A 20,441-nucleotide genomic window follows, 5' to 3' on the forward strand; every position below is an offset into this window, starting at 1 on the left:
ACAATCATCTTTATTGGTATTATTGGGCTGGATTGGGATAGAGAGAATTTACGTTTTCAATTTCGGCAAAAATTGCAGAATCCAACTCCACATTGACGCTATCAAGATTCTCTTTGAGTTGCTCTAAACTAGTCGCACCAATGATTGTGCTAGTCACAAACCAACGACTGCGGACAAAAGCGAGAGCTAAAGCCGATGGCTTAATATTGTGCGCTTTCGCAATTTCTACATAGGCAGCGACAGCATTAGTCACGTTAGGCTTGCGGTAACGTTCACCGAATCCTGAAAAGGCATTGAGACGAGCTTTAGGGGGATTGTCATGGAGATATTTACCAGTCAGCAAACCAAAGGCGAGAGGGCTATAGGCAAGCAGTGGCACATTGGTATGATGGGAAGCTTCAGCTAAGGCTCCATCAAAGGCGCGATTCAGTAAACTATAGGCATTCTGGATCGAAACAATTTTGGGCAAATCTTTCTTCTTCGCAACATGGTGGAATTTTGCCAGACCCCAAGGAGTCTCATTACTGACTCCAATATGGCGAATCTTACCTGCTTTAATCAGGTCATCAAATACGGCAAGTTGCTCGGAAATGGGAACCGTTTCATGTTCTTGAGTAACGTCATAAACCGTTTCTCCAAAACGAGGCACATAGCGATCGGGCCAGTGGATCTGATAGAGATCGATGTAATCGGTTTGCAAACGTTTCAGGCTATCATTAACAGCTTGCTCGATATTGGCGCGATCGATCTTCTGTACACCACTACGGAGCCAAGAAAATCCACGTCCGGGCCCCGCAATTTTGGTTGCCACGATGACTTGATCTCGTTGACGTTTCGCTAGCCATTCACCGATATAGCTTTCGGTTAAACCTTGGGTCTTCTCTTGCACTGGCACGGGATACATTTCCGCCGCATCAAGAAAGTTCACACCATGATCAAAGGCATAATCTAATTGTTCGTGGGCTTCGGCGATCGTGTTCTGATTTCCCCATGTCATCGTACCGAGGGTAATTTCGGAAACTTGTAAATCGCTATCGCCAAGCTTGTTATATTTCATATCATGCTATATCTGTTTGTATAAAGTTTCTGGTTGAAAGAGACTCAGAATTCGGGAAAAGCTTTTGCGAAAAGGGGCTAGAGATTACGAGAGGGCATTATCTATACCCTCGTTATCCGATTGTTTTAGCGGAGATTATGCTATAAGTCTGCCATAGGGGTGTCGCGAACAAATGTCTCCCAGATCACAATTCTCTGAAATACTAATCATTAGCTTATCTAAGTGTTTTGTTGGGTGTGGAATGTATATTTTTAGGATTTGCACCGCAATAAAACTTGTAAGTAAACGGGCTAATATATACAAGCAGGCATTAGTTAATTGATTACAAGTTGAATAGTGGCTATTGTTTCAACTGTATTTAAGAGATGAATTTATGATGACCTTTGAAGAAATGCAAGCGGTAATCGCAGGGATGTTGGAAGTGCAGCGCAACTTGCAAGAAAGTCAGCTACGCGATCGCCAAGATATTTTGCTATTGATTGAGCAAGCTAAGCAAGCTTCAAGTGTGCAGCGCAACTTGCAAGAAAGCCAAATTCGCGATCGCCAAGACATAGAGCTAATGCTAGAGAGATCTAGACAACAGGAAAGGATGATCGATCGCTTGATTGGTTATAGTTTGTCTTATGAAGCGGACAAATTAGACTTAGAGCAGAGAATGACTGAGTTAGAACGGAAGAGGGCGGAACGTGGTCAATAAATAAAAAAAAGGCACGCAAGGCGTGCCTCTTTTTATTTGTTCAATTACAGCAATTATCGATCAAACGAACCACAAGGAAATTTTTGAAAGCGTTGCGAAGCAATGCTTTCAAAAATTTCCTTGGTTTGGGTTTGAGCGCGAAGCGCTGTAAGAAATAGCGATCGCTTTAAAAAGTTGGCACAAATACATCACTAATGTAGGAGTTATAGATACCCAAACGACCGTTACCGATGAATTGTCCTTGTAAGGAATCGGCAAAAGCAGTCACACCAAACACATATTCCCCTTCCAGACTGGGATTGCTTTGGGGACGTAAGCCGACAATTACGGTTTTGCCTGCGGGAATTGGCGATGTAAATACCACAGACGCACTTTTAGTATTGGGATCGATCGCAGTTTTTGTTGCTACAGCAATGCGATCGCCTGATGGTTCTTGAATATAGGCAGTCGTGCGATCGCTGGCAAAGGTAATTGACTCAATGGGATCTTTTTGAGCGATCGTCACCTTTTGTAGAGATGCTCCCGCTTGAACTGGTATGGAAATTTGAAAGGAATAAATTGCATTCCGAGTATTGGTTTCGCGATCGCTAGTATCAACGGAAATAAGACTAGGGAACTGAATAAACTTTGTCGGTGAGGATGCTACGGGCAAATCTTGCAAATCTTGGGCGATCGCGCTATTTGTTCTGGGAATTACAGCAGAAATAACGCTCATGGATAGCCCTATGAGCAGACAGGGAATAGCTAGTCGTTTGAGGTATTTCATGTTAATTTCAAGATAAGTATTAAGAACTGTTACATTTGTTATCTTAAATACATTCTATCTCAAGAAATTAATAGGAACCCGCAAAATGGACGATTAATTAATCACTATATTTGATTGTTTTAATAACCTAATAAATAGCTGTTTTCCCGCGTTAATTTATTGGATTAGATAGGTTGTGAGGATGCGCCCTATAGGGCACATCCTCACGACCTATTTAATGATGTCATAACCTAACTTACAAATTAGTAACGATACAATTACTAAAAATAATTTCCTGACAAATTGACTACCCTTACTAATTGCTAATTTTGTACCGATAAAAGCTCCTAAAATATTACAAATTGCCATCGGTATTCCAAATGTATAAATAATATTATTAGTAAAGAAAAAGTAAAGAATAGCAGCGAGATTAGTAGCAAAGTTAATTATCTTGGCTGAAGCGGAAGCAGTTAGAAAGCTATAGCCGAAGATACCCACAAAGGCAAAAATCAAAAAACTACCCGTTCCAGGACCAAAAAATCCATCATAAAAACCAATTGCACTACCGATCACTACACTATATAGCCATTGCTGCGATTGACTAAATTTTGATATTTGCAATAGTCCAAAATCTTTTTTGTTAAAGGTATAGATAGCCACAGCAATAAGCAAAACTAAAATTACTGGGCGCATCAAACTGGGGTTAAGTAGACTCGTTATTCTTGCACCTAAAAAAGAAAAAATAAAAGCTGCAAACATTGCGGGAATTGTCGTTCCCCACTCGATTTTTTGTTGTTTAGCATATTGCTGGACAGCGATGCTGGTTCCTGCGATCGAGACAAATTTACTCGTACCCAAAATTGAGGCGATCGCTGTATGCGGCAACATAATTAACAATGCAGGTAGTTGAATTAATCCACCGCCCCCGACCACCGCATCAATTAAGCCTGCGACAAAGGCAAGTCCACAAAGAATCAGAATTTCTATCATTTATTAATTTTATTCCCTTTATAAACTCCAAATAAACTCCAAATAAACTCCAAAATAAACCCCAAAGCCCTATATAGCAATCCTAAAGGGTTTGTGGAAGCGCACCCCGAAGGGGTGCGCTTCCACAAACCAAAAAATCTACAAATGATTTAGGACTGCTATATCAGTAATCAAATCACCAATAAATCACCAATACTGAGCTTTGACTAAATTTTGATTAATTTAAAAAAAAGATTGATTTTTTGCACCGCAAGTGACATACTGAGCTTTAGATTCTACGGTATCTACATGATTTTACCGTAGATTACGATTGATAACCAACTGCGATACATCAAAGTACAAGTTTTCCAAGGCTTTGTAGGTCGTGATTAGATCGCGTTCAGTAGACTATAAAGACCACCATGCAATACAGTTCCTCTTTCTCAACTCCCCCTTACCAGTCAAAGCAGAAGCCATCTTTGAAGGCGATCGTCCGAGCCAAAGAAATTTTCGATAAACTAATTCCTTGGTTATTTCCCATCTTCCTCGTTGTCCTCTGGCAGATTGCAGTTCAATTTGGTTGGCTTTCCACAAGGATTCTCCCCGCTCCAACTACAGTGGTGACCGCAGCGGTGAAACTTGCCCAATCAGGAGAACTAGCTACCAACTTTAAGATTAGCGCCTCTAGAGCATTAACTGGTTTTGCGATCGGCGGCAGTATCGGATTCATTCTCGGATTAGTAAATGGACTGTTTGTCGTTTCCGAGAAGATCCTCGATACTACTCTGCAAATGTGGAGAAATATCCCTAACCTAGCGTTAATTCCTTTGGTCATTCTCTGGTTTGGGATTGGGGAAGAAGCGAAGTTGTTTCTCGTCTCTAGTGGTGTTCTCTTTCCCATTTACATCAATACATTTCACGGTATCCGCAGTATTGATAGTGGTTTGATTGAGATGGGTAAAGTTTACGGGCTCAATCCTTTTCAACTTTTCTGGAATATCATCCTCCCAGGCGCATTACCTTCGATTTTAGTTGGTGTGCGCTTTTCGTTGGGGATTATGTGGCTATCGTTAATTGTTGCCGAAACGATCGCTGCTGATTCAGGAATTGGCTACATGGCAACTAGCGCAAGGGAATTTATGCAAACAGATATCGTTGTATTCAGTATTATTCTCTACGCAAGTTTCGGAAAGTTAGCCGATGTAATCGTCAGAGCTTTAGAAGCATGGTTTTTGAATTGGCATCCTAATTACCAAAAAGTAAAAGCTGCTTAGAGATATTGGGCGCAATTCAGTTTGTAATTTGTAATTCGTAATTCGTAATTTTTGTATAACCAAGAAATGGAGGCATTATGACAAGTTCTGTAAGAGGCGTAAACCTCGTTGTTGAGAATCTTTGGAAAAGTTTTGGAAAAACTCATGTCCTGCAAGGATTAAACGTTGACATTAAAGCAGGGGAATTTATTTCTATTGTCGGGCGTAGTGGCTGTGGCAAAAGTACGTTATTAAGAGCGATCGCAGGTTTATCGGAGCCCAGCGCAGGGTCGCTGTGGGTGGATGATAAACCAGTTAAAGGAATTAATTCAATTGCCAGAGTCATGTTTCAAGAGCCGAGACTGCTACCTTGGAAAAGAGTTTACCAAAATGTCGCTTTGGGATTAGAAAAAGAATCCCGCGTGCGAGCGCGTTGGGCTTTGTCTCAAGTTGGTTTAGGCGATCGCGCTAGTGAGTTTCCCTCAATTCTCTCTGGCGGACAAAAACAACGGGTCGCCCTTGCGCGAGCGCTCGTAAGCGAGCCTCGACTCATGCTCTTAGATGAGCCCTTGGGAGCTTTAGATGCCCTGACTCGGATTGAGATGCAGTCTCTATTAGAAACTCTCTGGCAGGAACAGAAATTCACCACTTTGCTTATTACCCATGATGTGGAAGAAGCTGTTGCCCTTAGCGATCGCCTAATTTTAATTGAACATGGGCAAATTGGACTCGATCTCCATATTGATTTACCCCGTCCCCGCGCTCGCGGTAGCGCCGAATTTGCCGCCTTGGTCGATCAGATTCGGACGAGAGTAATGAGCCCTGAATTAGCTCCACAATTTGTTAACCAAGCTGCATAGACGGCTCTAGACTTAGACTTTAGATTGAAGGATTTGATATGGCTCGTATTTTGTTGATTGGTGGCAGCCCCACCCATCCTTGCAAAGCCCACTATTTACTAGATTATGCGAAGTATTTACTAGAAGCACAATCAGGAACAAACAATATCAAAGTAACCACTTTGCTAGTGCGCGATTTATTAGCTGAAGACTTAGCCTTTGGGCGTTATGCCAGTCCTGCGCTAATCTATCCTAAGAAGATGATTGAAGATGCCGAGGCTTTGATTATTGTCAGTCCGATTTCTAAGGCTGCTTACACGGGCTTACTAAAATCATTCCTCGATCTATTACCCCGTGACATTCTATCCCAAAAAGTGATTCTACCCCTATCAACTAGCAATACGATCGGACATTCCGTTGCGCTAGAATATTCGCTCAAACCTGTTTTAGCTGAACTCGGCACAACGCGGATTTTAACTAGTGTATTTGCGCTTGAGGATCAACTACAATTAAACAATGCTTCAGAACTTGCTGCTGATATAGGGCTTCACATTCGTTTGCAGACAGCTTTAAATGATTTAATCGATGCGATCGCCAGCAATGATGTAAAAAAAAGCCATAAGCATGACTCCTTGCCTTCTCACTCACCCAGTCTACAGGAAGTTTATGCGATTTAATCTTTCTTTTCCTATCATTACCTTCAAAACTTAATGACTACGACAACCCCAAAATTAGCAGCAACGGATCTTCTCCACGATCGCTATGGCAGTTCTTTCCCTGAGGATTTTTTGGAGGATTTTTTGTGGAACGAACATATTCGCAATCTGTTAGTGCATCGATCTGTCCGTTCCTACCTATCTAAACCCTTACCCAAAGGCACTTTAGAAACCTTGATCGCCGCCGCACAATCTGCCGCTAGTTCTTCTAATTTGCAGCTATGGAGTGTAGTAGCCGTCGAAGATCCCGCCCGTAAAGAGCGGTTATCAGTCCTAGCCCGCAATCAGGCGCATATCCGCCAAGTACCACTATTTTTAGTATGGCTTGCCGACCTATCGCGGGCGAGAAATATTGCCCAATCACGGAACTCAACTTCTGAAGGTTTGGAATATTTAGAGACATTCCTGACTGGAGCGATCGATGCCTCCTTAGCAGCCCAAAATGCCGTAGTTGCCGCCGAATCTTTGGGTTTGGGAACCGTTTATGTCGGAGCAATTCGCAATAATCCTGAGGCTGTAGCGAAGGAACTAAATTTACCACCCTTAGTATTTCCTGCATTTGGTCTTAGTGTAGGCTATCCCGATCCCGATAATATTCCTATAGTTAAGCCTCGGCTAGGTCAGTCAGCAGTTCTCCATCGCGAGGAGTATTCTACTGAGGCTCAAGAAGAAGCGATCGCTGAATACGATCAAATCATGACTGATTTCTATCAGCAACAACAAACGGGCATTAATGTTGATTGGTCAACCCATTCCACAGCCAGAATTGCAACTGCGGCGGCTCTTGGTGGGCGCGATCGCTTAACAGAAGTGCTACACAATCTTGGTTTTGCAATCCGATAAATCCCCGATTGAGAATCAATTTTCCAATAGTGATTTTCAAATGGATATGCATTCCTTATTAAATATAAAACCCAGAATCAAAATCCGTAGCACACGCGCAGCGTGCGCTACAGGTTTTGATTCTGGGTTTTAATTATGCCAGCCACTTTTTCTATCCTTTCTAATTATTCAAAAGCCTTGCTTTTAATACATATACATGTAATACTTAATTTTATACTACGGTATTAACATGTATTTACCGTATATTAGATTTGAATTAATCAAAAGGCTTGTAGATTGGACATGAAGAATATATCTAGAGTCAATCCTCGATGTTGAAAATATATTTTTGAAGTTCAGGTTGAAGTTCAACTTGAAGTTCCGTAACTCGATCTTTCTAATTTATTTTCTAATTTGTTTTTTTAGTCTCTACGTGAGGAGAAATAAAAATGTTTAGGGCTCCGCAAACTATTGCGTTATCTTTTCCATCGCTTTTATTAGCTGCGATTGCTAGCATATCATCAGTAAGCGCTAGCGAAATTAAGCAATTAGCAGAAAACTCAGCATCCGCCCCCACATTTAAGGTTGGCGAAATCAAAAAAGCGTCGGATAACGTCACCACAACCAATAGTAAGGTTGCTGATAACAAGGTTGCGGGTTCATCTGTTAATCTTGATGATGTAATTAACGTTTCAGGAAATGGATTACAGAATCCTCTATCTACGCAGCAACCAGAATTAAGTTCCACAGTAGTTCCTGTGACAGAACTCTCCAATCCTAATATTAATCTATCATCTCAAAATTCCGAACTCGCAGCAATTACTTCTGTTTCCCAACTTAACGATGTTAAATCAACGGATTGGGCTTTCACCGCTTTACAATCTCTGGTTGAGCGGTATGGAGTCATCGCAGGTTATCCCGACAGTACCTTTCGCGGTAAGCAATCATTAACTCGCTACGAATTCGCCGCAGCATTGAATACGGCCCTTGATAAGGTCAATGAGATTATTTCGGCGGGGCTAGCTGACAAAGTTAGTAAGGGAGATCTCGCTACCTTGCAAAAACTACAGGAACAGTTTGCCAATGAGCTAGCTAGCCTTCGAGGACGAGTGGAGAGCCTTGAAACAAAAACTAGCAAACTTGAAGAACAACAATTTTCGACTACTACCAAATTGTCTGGCACGGCTCAGTTCTTGCTAGGAACTATAGTCAGTAATGGTAGAACTGAATCCACTGGAGCTAGCAGATCTAGCAATACGGTCTTTGCCTATGCTGTAAATTTAAGATTCAATACCAGTTTTACTGGGAAAGACCTTTTAAGTTTCACTATTGGTACAAGTGGTACTCCCAATATCGCCAACCTTATTGGCGGAACAACAACTAAGGGCGGAACTGTAGCTTCGCCGTCTAACGTCGCTAACTTTTCCCTTGATGGTTCTACTTCTACTACAGTGCCAGGAAGTTTTGTTCTTGGTCAACTATTCTATCGTTTTCCTGTTGGTGATCAGACTACAATATGGCTATCGGCAAGGTCATTACAGTTTTTTGACTTCTTTCCCTTAATCACTCCTCTGCGAAGTGGAAACTCAACAGCAGCGACTGTTTATGGACTCTTTAATCCAATAATTTTCCGTCCTGGATTCACAAATACTGGTATTGGTGCTGCTTTCCGCTTTAATGAGCAATTGCAGCTCCATACTGGCTACTTTGCTAGCGATGTACAAGCAGCTAATCCAGGCGCTGGGACGCTTAATGGAGCTAATCAGGCTAATGGTAATGGTCTCTTTGGTGGTAGTAGCACCTATGCAGCTCAACTAACGTACAAGCCCTCTGAGTCGTTTGCCGCCTCTTTGAACTATATCCGTAAATACTGGACTGGTACAAATGGCGATCTGAGGGCTGGCGAAGTGAGTTTTGGCGGTCCCACTGGCACAACTAATGCAATTCAACCCTTTGGTGATGTCACGACTCTTTCGGATACTTTTGGTACACAGTTTGATTGGCGAATATTCCCCAAAGTTGGTTTGGGCGGAGGATTTACAACCACTGCGGCAACTAATCTATCGGCATCGGGAACTGGTACAAAAGCAAATGTATTCAGCGCATCCTTAAGTCTGGGATTCTTCGATCTATTCCAAGAAGGAAATCATGGAGGTATTCTTGTAGCAATTACGCCCTATGTGACCAGTAATGACAATGCGGCTCGTCAAGATGCTCTGACTCCTTGGCTATTTGAAGCTTTCTATACCCACCGATTTAATAAAAATGTCAGTATCACCCCTGATATTTTTCTAGTTCTCAATCCTGACAAAGGCACTACCGCCGAACCAATTTGGGGCTTCTCGCTCCGTAGTACATTTTCTTTTTAGGCAGTCTTTAATTTAGATAATCTCTAATTTAGATAATAATGACAAAAATTAAAAATTCTTCAAAGAGAGATTTTTGGAAAAGCTCTTTTAAGTTTATTGCGCCATGGGAAACGAAAAAGGCGATCGCTAAACAAATCAGTTTTTTAACTGCGATCGCCCTTATGTTTTCCAGCTTTTCCCCATTAGCAGCCTTTGCTGACTATGGTGACACCTTACCACTGCCACAACCACCCTTTAAGGGCAAAATTGGCATAACCTACAAGGAATCACAACCAGACTTTCCCCAACCTATTAAAGCCCCTGCAAAAGCCCCCAATGTATTGCTAGTGATCCTCGATGATGTTGGGTTTGGACAGACAAGCACCTTTGGTGGACTAATTGACACTCCCAATTTAGACCGATTAGCTTCACAGGGATTGCGTTATAACCAATTCCACACTACAGCGCTTTGCTCGCCTACTAGAGCCGCCTTACTAACGGGACGCAATCACCACTCCGTCAATACGGGCGTAGTCACCGAAATTGCGACGGGCTACCCCGGATATACCGCCATTCTCCCTCGCAGTGCTGCCACAATTGCCGAAGTATTACGCAGTAATGGCTATAATACTGCCGCATTCGGGAAATGGCACAATACACCCGCCAATGAAACTAGTGCTGTGGGTCCCTTCGATCGCTGGCCAACACATTTAGGATTTGATTACTTCTACGGATTCTTAGGCGGGGAAGCCGATCAATGGAATACATCAGTGGTTGAGAACACTAAGTATGTCGAAAAATCTCGCGATCGCGTAGATTATCACATCACTAATGATTTGGCTGACCATGCGATTAACTGGATTCGCACCCAGCAATCGATCGCTCCTGACAAACCCTTCTTTACGTACTTCGCCACAGGTGCAACCCATGCACCCCACCATGCGCCCAAGGAATGGATTGATAAATATAAGGGCAAGTTCGATCAAGGTTGGGATAAGGTTCGGGAAGAAACCTTTGCCCGTCAGATTGCTAATGGCATTATTCCCCCTGATACCAAACTCACGCCTCGCCCTGCGGAAATTCCCGCATGGGATTCTCTTTCCCCAACGGAACAGAAAATCTATGCCCGTCAAGCCGAAGTATTTGCAGGTTTCCTCAGCCATACCGATGCTCAGGTTGGGCGCGTGATCGATGCGATCGCGCAGTTAGGTGAATTGGACAATACCTTAGTCTTTTTCATCGCTGGTGATAATGGTGCAAGTGCTGAAGGTGGTTTGACAGGTGAATTAAACCAAATCAAAACCTTTAATGGCGTAAAGGAAACCCCAGCGGAATTTCTAGCGGCTCTCGATGATTTGGGTAGTCCCAAAACCTTCAATCACTACCATGCCGCTTGGGCTTGGGCTGGAGATAGTCCCTTCCAATGGACGAAACAAATTGCTTCTCACTTTGGCGGTACTCGAAACGGGTTAGTCGTCGCTTGGGGCGATCGCATTAAGGATAAGGGTGGCATTCGCAGTCAATTCCACCATGTGATCGATATCGCACCGACAATTATCGAGGCGGCGGGTATTGAGACTCCTGAAGTGGTCAATGGCGCAAAACAACAGCCCATCGAAGGAACTAGTCTGGTTTATTCCTTTGACGATCCTGCGGTTCCCTCTCACCACAAGACTCAATATTTTGAAATGCTGGGTAATCGGGCTATTTATGACAATGGCTGGGTCGCAGCAGCACGCCACGGACGTTTACCTTGGGAATTTGTTTCTAAAACGAGTTTCGATGAAGATAAATGGGAACTCTACAATGTGGCAAGTGACTTCAGCGAATCCAAGGATTTAGCCCAAGAGAATCCTGCGAAGTTAGCGGAACTCCAAAGTCTATTCCAAAAGGAAGCAAAGAAGCACAAGGTATTTCCCCTCGACGATCGCCTCTATCAACGTTTTGATGGCGAACATCGTCCGAATATCAATGATGGCAGAAGTAGCTTTACCTACTACACTCCCGTCGTGGGAATTCCTGAAATTAGCGCTCCGAATATTAAAAATCGCTCCTTTAGGATTGCCGCCGATGTGGTAGCAAAAGCCGATACTGAAGGCGTATTAGCTACGCAGGGAGGACGGTTCGCGGGTTGGAGCTTTTTCTTAAAAGACGGGAAGCCGACCTTTGTTTACAATTTCTTGAATAGCGATCGCACGACAATTCAAGCCTCGGAGCCGATCGGGATCGGTAAGTCCAACATCCGCTTTGATTTCACTGCCGATGGTATTGCGATCGGTGCGGGTGGTACGGGCAAAATCTTTATCAATGATAAACTGGTTGCAGAAGGTCGAATTGCCAAAACCGTAGCGGCTCGTTTTGGTATTGATGACACCTTTGATATTGGTCAAGATACGGGGACTCCTGTAGTTGATAGCTATCAAATCCCCTTTAAATTTACGGGTAATTTAGAGCAGGTCAAGATTGATTTGTTGTAAGCAAACCAACTAAGGGTTATCCCATCAAACCCCAAGAATTGACTGGCGGCGCGAAGCGCCGCCAGTCAATTCTTGGGGTTTATGTCCTAGTATATTTGGCGATAGCTATAAAATGCCAATAACCGCCTTGCTAATGGCTATCAAGTCCCTATCGATGAGCAGTTTACAGTCTGATGGTAGCAATCCTATTTGATCTCGATGGAACCCTTACCGATCCCAAGGTTGGGATTACGACCTGCATTCAATATGCGATCCGCCAGCTTGGTAATCAACCACCAACCACCGATGAATTATTGTGGTGCATTGGTCCCCCATTGACTACCAGTTTTGCAAAAATTCTGCAAACTGAGGATCGAGGTTTAATCGATCGCGCAATTTCCTTATATCGCGATCGCTTCTCAACCATGGGCTTATTTGAAAATGTGCTTTATCCTGAAATTCCTGAAACCCTTGCAGCTATTCGGGCAGAAGGATATCAGACCTATATAGCAACCTCTAAACCCCATGTGTATGCACAACGGATTGTCGAGCATTTTGGATTGTCTGAGCTTTTTGATGGCATCTATGGCAGTGAATTAGATGGTACACGCAGCATTAAAGGTGAATTAATTCGGCATATTTTGCTCGCAGAAAACCTTGATGCCAAAACCACCGTGATGATCGGCGATCGCTCCCATGATACGATCGCCGCCAAGCAAAACCAAGTTTTTGCGATCGGTGTTACCTATGGCTATGGTTCCGCAGAAGAATTAAGCAATAATGGTGCTGACATGATTGCCAATTCTCCCAAAGATATCCTCCCATTAATTCCATTTAAATTATAAATTCCTTCATTCACCATGCATGAATTGCTATCCTCGATCGATTCTCCTCTAATCCAGCAGCTAGACTTTTACTTCCATAAAATTGATTTTACTCTGCTAAATCGACTTTCCTTTTTGCTGTTTATTCTGGCGATGTTACTATCCACGGGCTTGAGTCTCACCGTACCGCAGATCCTAGAACCCCTGCGCAATTGGCGGTTAGTAATTTGCTCGTTAGTGGCAAACTTTGTGATAGTCCCGCTTCTAGTCTTTCTTGCACTGCAATTTGTGACTGTGAGTGAACCAATCAAAATTGGCTTTACGATCCTTGCCGTTGCCGCTGGCCCTCCTGTATTACCGAAGTTAGCCCAAATCGTAAATGGAAACCTTGCCTTTGCCGCAGGATTGCTAATGATATTGATGCTAGGTTCTTCGATCTTTATGCCGATCGTTTTACCGCTAGTTTTAGATGGCGTACAGATTAGTCCTTGGCAAGTTGCGAAGCCCCTATTTATTTCTCTATTACCTCCCTTAGCGATCGGGCTATTCATTCGATCTCGCTTTGAAGCGATCGCCACCGTTGTCGCTCCATTCCTGCGCCGAGTTGCTAACTTTGCTTTCATCTCAGGGATAGGTTCAGCATTCATCTTACAATTTAATAGTCTAATTGAGCTGGTTAAGAGTGGTATGGTCTTCGCGATCGCCATTTTCATTATCGTTGCCTTTGCCGTGGGATATTTGCTTGGGGGACCCAATCTCGATACAAGGTTAACCCTTGGAGTCGGCACGGCTCAGCGGAATATCGCAGGAGCGCTCTTGGTAGCGGGTACAAATTTTAACGATCCTGCAATTATCAGCGTAATTGTGGTGACGAGTTTATCTTTATTTGTGGTAATCCGATTGATTGCTAGATTCTCCATAAATCCAAAAGCTCCATCAACAGAGGTCAGCACAACTTCCCTTAATACTCAATAAAAAACAGAAAGATATAGCGATCGCTGTGCGATCGCTATATCTTTCTGTTTTTTGAAACGGGCTTTGAGGAAGGGTTTGCTACGCAAACCCTTCCTCAAAGCCCCAGAGTAAAAGCCTTGCGTAGCAAGGCTTTTACTCTGGGGCTTTTATGGCTACCGCCAACTGTATCAGGACATAAAACCCCAAAGAGAGTTGCCGCGCGGAGTGCGGCAACTCTCTTTGGGGTTTTGATTTTGTCCTAACAAAACTGGCGGTAGCTATAAAATTTGCCAGTTTAACCCGAACTGAGATTATTTTAGGGTTGCAATTTAATCAATAGTTAGATAACCTAATATTTAGTTTAAATAGTTAGATTGTCTAATTATTTTATTCCTTTATTTTTAAGGAGCAGATTTAACTATGGTTAAATTGCATGAAAATGCTGATTACGCCAGTGATCCTTCGCTAGATCCCAATCCAGATCATCAAGATCGCGATGTGATGATCGAGACCCGATCGCTGACGCGGGATTTCGGACAAAGACGGGCGGTAAACAGCATAAATCTTCAAGTCAAGGCAGGCGAAATCTTTGGCTTACTGGGTCCCAACGGCGCGGGCAAAAGTACCACGATCAAAATGCTGACGACACTCTTGTCCCCAAGTTCGGGAAGTGCAACGATCGCGGGTTTGGACTTAACCCATCAACCATCGGAAATTCGGCGAGCGATCGGTTATGTGCCGCAGTCGCTCTCTGCGGATGGCAGTCTCACAGCCTATGAGAATCTGCTAATTTTTTCCAAGCTCTATGACATTCCCCACAAATACCGCGCATCGCGCATTAATGATGTATTGGAATTTATGGGATTAACCGAAGCGGCGCATCGGCTTGTGCGTCAATATTCGGGCGGGATGATTCGGCGATTAGAAGTCGCTCAGTCAATGTTACATCAGCCGCAAGTTTTATTTCTGGATGAGCCAACGGTGGGCTTGGATCCCCTTGCGCGGAGTTATGTCTGGGCTTTAGTACAGCAGCTACGCGAGAACTACGGAACGACGATTATTTTGACCACACATTTCTTAGAGGAAGCGGATAGTTTGTGCGATCGCGTGGCGATCATGCAAGTGGGCAAAGTCGTAGTGACGGGCGTTCCGAGCGAACTCAAGGCAAGTCTTGATCGAGAACTAGATCAAGAAAGAGCCACCTTAGATGATGTATTCATCCATTACACGGGCAATCAAATGACAACAGGAGGAGGAAGTTATCGTGAAACATCTCGAAATCGACGCACGGCTCAACGATTGGGATAGTTTTTCAGGTTCAAGACGCTCGCGGAGAAGAAACCCTTGGCAAGCGATCGCTGAATTTCTTCATAAAACCTTGGTAATTACCGAGCTTGAAGTTCGCAAATTGCGCCACGATCCCACGGACTTAATCGTACGTGCGGTACAGCCCGTCCTCTGGTTGCTCATCTTCGGTCAAGTTTTCACCAGAATTCGCGGTATCCCTACTAATGGTTTGCCCTATCTGGACTTTATGGCGGCAGGGATCCTCGCGCAGAGTGTTCTCTTTGTCTCAATATTTAGCGGTGGCATGTCCCTCATTTGGGAAAGAGATTTAGGATTAGCCCAAAAATTTCTAGTTAGTCCCACCCCTCGCGCCTCCATCGTTTTGGGTAAAGGGCTAGCCTCAGGTGTACGCTGTTTATCACAGGTTTTCGTGATTTACACGCTATCTTTTGTTTTGGGCGTACAGCTTAACTTTGGCGCGATCGCCATGCTTGGCGTATTGCTAATCGTATTTCTCGGAGCAGCTTGCTTCTCGATTTTTTCAATTATCGTCGCTTGTATAGTTAAATCCCGCGAAGGCTTTAATGGCATGGGGCAACTGATGACAATGCCTTTATTCTTTGCTAGTAATGCGATTTACCCTATTGAGATCATGCCTCCTTGGTTGCAAGTCGTTTCCCATATCAATCCCCTTACCTACGAGGTTGATGCCCTGCGTGGCGTAATGCTAAGTAATGGCACAAGTCTTTATGGCTATGGATTTGACGCATTTATCCTGCTGTCAGTCCTAATTGTCCTGACCTTTGTAGGCGGTCGCCTGTATCGTAAAGTGGGAATATAAGACGATAGAATGACTTTGACTATAAAATAGGTTAATTGTCTAATGGGATCGCCAAAATCTACTCGCCAAAAATCTTCAGAATCAATTGTCCAAGAGCTTGACTCCACGCTATCAAAACAATGTGCAGCCAAGGTGATGGAAACAATTCCTTTGGTGATGCGATTTATTCGAGCAGATATGCGCGATCGCAAGGCAACAGAATTATCAGTTCCCCAATTTCGGACGCTGGCTTTTTTAGATCGTAATCCTGGGGCTTCATTAGCAGAACTTTCCGAACATTTAGGCGTAACCTGTGCCACAGCTTCGGCAAATACAGAACGTCTCGTACAGCGTAACTTCGTCCATCGGTGCGATCACCCCTCGGAACGTCGTCGCGTTTCCTTGAAATTGACGACGGAAGGAAAAGATCATCTCGATGCAGCTAGAGATCTCACCCGCGCTTATATTGCCGATCTACTCGACTCCTTGAGCGAAGAACAGATCGCCAAAATCGACGACAGTTTAGCGATTCTCTACCAAGTTTTTGAATCAAAATCTACACCGTAAAGCGGTTGTCTTTACGAATAAGCATACAAATCATGAGTCCTCATCCGCGCAACTCCCATCCCAAATCTTCAGAAATTCACCATAATCACCCCAATCCTGCCGATCCCTTCGCGGCTTTAAAAATTCGCGATTTTCGGCTTTTTGCGATCGGACGTATCCTTATTTTCACTTCCTTCCAAATGCAAACCATTGCCCTTGGCTGGGAGATTTATGATCGCACGGGTTCGGCTCTAGCCTTAGGGGGTGTCGGTTTAGCCCAAGTCACACCGATGATTTTGTTAACCCTTTTGGCGGGGCATGTTGCCGATCGCCACGATCGCAAAAACACGATTCTATTTGCTATTTTTCTATCGATTCTCTGCTCCCTTGGACTTACGGCAATTTCCTATGGAAAGGGTTCTATTGCGTGGGTCTATGTCCTCCTCGCCTTGATTGGCATCGGTCGCGCCTTTCTCAAACCCGCCAGTGATGCCTTTATCTGGCAGCTCATCCCCATTGAAATGTTTGCCAATGCTGCCACATGGAATAGCAGTAGTTTTCATCTTGCGGCAGTTGTGGGTCCAGCCCTTGGCGGCTTAGCGATCGCAGTTCTCGGCAACGCTACAGGAGTCTATCTATTTGCGGCTCTAGCCGCTTTCCTTTGTTTTGTAGCCGTAGCAACTATTCCCAAACGTCCTGTGACTTACGCTTCTGAGCCAATCTCTCTCAAAGCACTATCCGCAGGATTTAAATTTGTTTGGCATAATCAAGTTATCCTCGGTTCCATTTCCCTCGATCTCTTTGCCGTGTTGCTAGGCGGTGCAACGGCGCTCTTACCGATTTTTGCCAAAGATATTCTCCATGTTGGCGCTTTAGAACTAGGATTTCTCCAAGCTGCACCTTCGATCGGTTCGTTGATCATGGCAGTGGCGATCGCCCATTTACCACCATTTAAGCGATCGGGCTTAGCGATGCTCTGGTCGGTGGTTGGCTTTGGGATCGTCACGATTATATTTGGCTTATCCCGTTGGTTTTGGCTCTCTTTATTGATGCTGTTCTTCAGCGGAGCGCTCGATATGATCAGCGTGGTCATTCGCCATACCCTCGTGCAGATTCGCACTCCCGAACATTTGCGCGGCAGAGTAGCTGCCGTAAATAGCGTTTTTATTAGCGCCTCTAATGAACTAGGCGGCTTTGAGTCGGGTTTAGCTGCCGCCGCTTTTGGCCCTATTCTTGCCGTAGTTGGTGGCGGCATAGGCACGATCGCCGTCGTATTGGCAACCCTCTGGCTATTTCCCAGTCTCAAGAATCTCGGAGCATTGGCGGATTATCGCGAACCCGATTCGGAATTAACAGAAGTCCAAGCTTCTGAAGTTTGATTGATTTGATAAGACAGGCGCTTTGTGCCTGTCTTATCAATATTTTCATTTGCCTAGGAGAAAAAATATGTGGCTTAAAGCGATCGATCATATTCAAGTTACTTCTACCCCTGATTTAGAAAAGGCGATGCTCTTTTTCTATGGTCAAGCTTTAGGATTAGCTGAAATTCCCAAACCAGCATCACTACCAGCCGTGGGTGCGTGGTATCAATTGGGTCATACTCAGGTGCATATTGCGACGGAGACTGAAATCCATAATGCTCAATCTAGGCGACATATTGCTTTTGAAGTGGAGAATCTGGAGACTTTTCGCCAACATTTGCAAAATCTAAAGGTCGAGATTATTCCCGATCGCCACCCCCTTGCAAACTGCGATCGCTTTTATCTGCGAGATCCTGCGGGCAATCGAATCGAGATTCTTAAGTATCATTAATTGAGTTTAAGCATCATGATTAAGACTGATACTTAAACTCTTTATATGAGTAGCTGGGCATAATTAAAACCATAAATCCTGTAGCGAACGCGCAGCGTTCGCTACAGGATTTATGGTTTTAAGAAATGACGTAGCCATTTCTTAAAAAACCAGAGATGAGTGGCGGCGCTTCGCGCCGCCACTCATCTCTGGTTTTTTCTTTGTCCTCGCTATCTCTTACATTGCTATAATTACTTTTACTTATGGTTTCCACAATCAAGACTATTTGTTGTTTTTGAGCATCTTAGATAGAATAAAGATATATCTAATAAGCTTTTCAAGAATCGGAAAGGGAATGGGTGAGATTATGTTCGGCAATATCAGAGAAGCTCGTTATCAAGAAGGACAACGCGATCGAGATGGGGGACTTTTACCACGTAAAGATGACTCTGCTTATTTAGATGGTTATCTCAAGGGGAGACCTGAAGGATTAGATGGAGTTATGCAATATTTCCCAACGGTAGAAGATTACTTAAAGTGGCAATTAAATCACTCAAAATCTTCGCGTCTTTAAATGGAATTTTTGACTAAGCGAAACCCAATATGTGTAGTTCCCGTGTCAGGAGACTCGGACTCACGCGCCGCAGGACGATAGCGACTGCAATAATTGGGAGCGCAAAGATAGGAACCACCCTTAATAACATGTAACACCGACTCATCAGGCTTTTTGGGGTCAAAACTTTTGTGGCGATCGCCAGCGATCGGATTGTGTTGGTGTGCCATGCGATCATGTCCAACCTCGAAGAAATCAGAAGTCCATTCCCAAACATTACCAGTCATATCATAGAGTCCATAACCATTAGGAGGAAACGATCCGACAGGTGCTAAACCCTTGTATCCATCGGCTTTAGTATTAAAAAATGGAAAAATCCCCTGCCAAGTATTCGCTCTCTTCTCAGAATATTGATCCCCCCAAGCATAGGTTGCGCGATCTAAGCCTCCTCGCGACGCATATTCCCATTGTGCTTCCGTGGGAATTGACTTGCCAATCCACTTGGCATAGGCTTCCGCATCTTTATAGGAAATATGCACGACGGGATAATTATCTTTATTTTTTATGGAACTATCTTTCCCAAAAGGATGTTGCCAATTAGCCCCCACAGTCCAATTCCACCAACTAAGAAAAGCTACCGTTTGGGCATCTTCTTTAGGTGGTTGAAATACTAAAGAACCTGCTAAGCGCTGCTCGTCAGGCAGATCGGGAAATTCTTCTTTTGATAGGGGAATCTCCGCAACAGTTTTATATCCAGTCGCCTTCACAAATTTAGCAAACTCAGCATTCGTCACTTCATGAGTATCAATGCAAAAACTGCTCACACTCACATTATCAGCAGCCCTCTCCTCAGGAAACCGATCGCTATCCGCACCCATCCGAAAAGTCCCCCCATCAATAAACACCATCCCTTCAGAACAAGAGATATTAGCAAAAGCAGAAGGTGCGATCGCTAAAGTACAGAGAAGAAAAAAGGAAAAAAGGAAAAGAAAAAGGAAAAGAAAAAATCTATTTCGCACAATCAACCACCAATCACCAACCACTAACCAGCAATCACCAAAAGCCAAAAGCTAAAAGCCAAAAGCTAAAAGCCAAAAGCCAATATACCAGTCATATACCACGGTATCTACATATTAATATCGTAGTATATGCTTAGTATGCCATCAGAGACGACAAAGAGCAATCGAAAAAGCAAATTTTGTTACAGCGCTTTGCGCTCAAACCCAAACCAAGGAAATTCTTGAAAGCATTGCAAAGCAACGCTTTCAAGAATTTCCTTGTGGTTCGTTTGATCGGTAATTGCTGTAAGGAATGGCTACGCCATTTCTTACCTTGGGATAATTCCAAAAGACAAGTGGCGGCGCAAAGCGCCGCCACTTGTCTTTTGGAATTATCTCTAGTGATTTAGAAACCATTTAAGAATGGCTCAATAGGTGTTTCGGGGAGGTACTTTAGCTTAAATGGCTGAAATGCTTGATGTGCAATAGTTTTAGTCTCGGAGGTCTTTGACAGCTGAAACACTCGTCATTAAAAGCATTAAGCCATTTATCATGGTTGACCTCCCCGAAACACCTATAGAGCCTTAAGAATTACTTTCTGCGGTCAAAAACTCTAAGAGATCCCCCTCAATCCCCCTTAAAAAGGCAGGGCTGTTTCAAGAATGGGTAATAGAGAGATTAAAAGAGTAAAGATGACATGGCAGGTATATTGTGAGATATTTGGTCGATAGCAGACTTTATCGACTCAAACCCATGCATTCTAAAT

The 20,441-nt window shown here is 43.7% G+C and carries 19 protein-coding genes; 15 read left to right on the plus strand and 4 right to left on the minus strand.

Features of this window, described 5'->3' with window-relative positions; translation table 11 throughout:
- Window positions 1-19: 19 nt before the first annotated feature.
- Entirely contained in the window at window positions 20-1,057 is a 1,038-nt protein-coding gene (locus PseudUWO310_RS18175; protein ID WP_142603773.1) for an NADP(H)-dependent aldo-keto reductase, read from the minus strand.
- A 373-nt stretch (window positions 1,058-1,430) separates the two neighbouring features.
- Between PseudUWO310_RS18175 and PseudUWO310_RS18180 the strand changes: the two genes are divergently transcribed.
- Window positions 1,431-1,754 (plus strand): hypothetical protein, encoded by a 324-nt coding sequence (locus PseudUWO310_RS18180; protein ID WP_142603775.1) that lies wholly within the window; start codon window positions 1,431-1,433, stop codon window positions 1,752-1,754.
- Between the two features lie 166 nt (window positions 1,755-1,920).
- Here the strand turns inward: PseudUWO310_RS18180 and PseudUWO310_RS18185 are convergent, their stop codons facing one another.
- Window positions 1,921-2,520 (minus strand): DUF2808 domain-containing protein, encoded by a 600-nt coding sequence (locus tag PseudUWO310_RS18185; protein ID WP_142603777.1) that lies wholly within the window; start codon window positions 2,518-2,520, stop codon window positions 1,921-1,923.
- A gap of 210 nt (window positions 2,521-2,730) precedes the next feature.
- Window positions 2,731-3,489 carry a sulfite exporter TauE/SafE family protein gene (locus PseudUWO310_RS18190; protein WP_142603779.1) on the minus strand — a complete coding sequence of 253 codons (759 nt, stop codon included), beginning with the start codon at window positions 3,487-3,489 and terminating at the stop codon, window positions 2,731-2,733.
- Window positions 3,490-3,890: 401 nt separating this feature from the next.
- On the opposite strand from PseudUWO310_RS18190, the gene ssuC reads away from it, so the two are divergent.
- From ssuC to PseudUWO310_RS18260, 14 genes are all read left to right on the plus strand, one after another.
- Window positions 3,891-4,742 (plus strand): aliphatic sulfonate ABC transporter permease SsuC, encoded by an 852-nt coding sequence (ssuC, locus tag PseudUWO310_RS18195; protein WP_223805739.1) that lies wholly within the window; start codon window positions 3,891-3,893, stop codon window positions 4,740-4,742.
- 77 nt (window positions 4,743-4,819) lie between these two features.
- Entirely contained in the window at window positions 4,820-5,581 is a 762-nt protein-coding gene (locus tag PseudUWO310_RS18200) for an ABC transporter ATP-binding protein (RefSeq protein ID WP_142603781.1), read from the plus strand.
- Between the two features lie 38 nt (window positions 5,582-5,619).
- A complete protein-coding gene (locus PseudUWO310_RS18205; RefSeq protein WP_142603783.1) occupies window positions 5,620-6,237 on the plus strand; it encodes an NAD(P)H-dependent oxidoreductase in 618 nt (205 codons plus the stop codon).
- A gap of 33 nt (window positions 6,238-6,270) precedes the next feature.
- The gene (locus tag PseudUWO310_RS18210; protein WP_142603785.1) at window positions 6,271-7,119 is read left to right on the plus strand and encodes an NADPH-dependent oxidoreductase; all 849 of its coding nucleotides are present in this window, start codon (window positions 6,271-6,273) and stop codon (window positions 7,117-7,119) included.
- 428 nt (window positions 7,120-7,547) lie between these two features.
- The gene (locus PseudUWO310_RS18215) at window positions 7,548-9,467 is read left to right on the plus strand and encodes an iron uptake porin (protein ID WP_142603787.1); all 1,920 of its coding nucleotides are present in this window, start codon (window positions 7,548-7,550) and stop codon (window positions 9,465-9,467) included.
- 38 nt (window positions 9,468-9,505) lie between these two features.
- A complete protein-coding gene (locus tag PseudUWO310_RS18220) occupies window positions 9,506-11,923 on the plus strand; it encodes a sulfatase-like hydrolase/transferase (protein ID WP_142603789.1) in 2,418 nt (805 codons plus the stop codon).
- Window positions 11,924-12,096: 173 nt separating this feature from the next.
- Window positions 12,097-12,747 (plus strand): HAD family hydrolase, encoded by a 651-nt coding sequence (locus tag PseudUWO310_RS18225; RefSeq protein ID WP_142603791.1) that lies wholly within the window; start codon window positions 12,097-12,099, stop codon window positions 12,745-12,747.
- A gap of 15 nt (window positions 12,748-12,762) precedes the next feature.
- Window positions 12,763-13,701: a bile acid:sodium symporter family protein gene (locus PseudUWO310_RS18230; protein ID WP_142603793.1), complete on the plus strand. Its 939-nt coding sequence runs from the start codon at window positions 12,763-12,765 to the stop codon at window positions 13,699-13,701.
- Between the two features lie 399 nt (window positions 13,702-14,100).
- On the plus strand, window positions 14,101-14,988 hold the full coding sequence (locus PseudUWO310_RS18235; RefSeq protein WP_190316069.1) for an ATP-binding cassette domain-containing protein: 888 nt from the start codon (window positions 14,101-14,103) through the stop codon (window positions 14,986-14,988).
- Window positions 14,945-15,808 (plus strand): ABC transporter permease, encoded by an 864-nt coding sequence (locus PseudUWO310_RS18240; protein WP_142603795.1) that lies wholly within the window; start codon window positions 14,945-14,947, stop codon window positions 15,806-15,808. Before PseudUWO310_RS18235 ends, PseudUWO310_RS18240 begins: the two co-directional genes overlap by 44 nt.
- Before the next feature lie 42 nt (window positions 15,809-15,850).
- The gene (locus PseudUWO310_RS18245; protein ID WP_197278654.1) at window positions 15,851-16,354 is read left to right on the plus strand and encodes a MarR family winged helix-turn-helix transcriptional regulator; all 504 of its coding nucleotides are present in this window, start codon (window positions 15,851-15,853) and stop codon (window positions 16,352-16,354) included.
- Window positions 16,355-16,386: 32 nt separating this feature from the next.
- Complete coding sequence (locus PseudUWO310_RS18250; protein ID WP_190316070.1) at window positions 16,387-17,712, plus strand: MFS transporter; 1,326 nt, start codon at window positions 16,387-16,389, stop codon at window positions 17,710-17,712.
- Window positions 17,713-17,779: 67 nt separating this feature from the next.
- Window positions 17,780-18,145, plus strand: a complete 366-nt coding sequence (locus PseudUWO310_RS18255; RefSeq protein ID WP_142603797.1) for a VOC family protein — start codon at window positions 17,780-17,782, stop codon at window positions 18,143-18,145.
- A gap of 334 nt (window positions 18,146-18,479) precedes the next feature.
- On the plus strand, window positions 18,480-18,698 hold the full coding sequence (locus PseudUWO310_RS18260; protein WP_223805740.1) for a hypothetical protein: 219 nt from the start codon (window positions 18,480-18,482) through the stop codon (window positions 18,696-18,698).
- Here the strand turns inward: PseudUWO310_RS18260 and PseudUWO310_RS18265 are convergent.
- Window positions 18,695-19,585, minus strand: a complete 891-nt coding sequence (locus tag PseudUWO310_RS18265) for a formylglycine-generating enzyme family protein (protein WP_223805741.1) — start codon at window positions 19,583-19,585, stop codon at window positions 18,695-18,697. The genes PseudUWO310_RS18260 and PseudUWO310_RS18265 overlap by 4 nt on opposite strands.
- Between the last annotated feature and the right edge of the window lie 856 nt (window positions 19,586-20,441).

Source organism: Pseudanabaena sp. UWO310 (genome assembly GCF_006861605.1).
Taxonomy (GTDB): domain Bacteria; phylum Cyanobacteriota; class Cyanobacteriia; order Pseudanabaenales; family Pseudanabaenaceae; genus Pseudanabaena.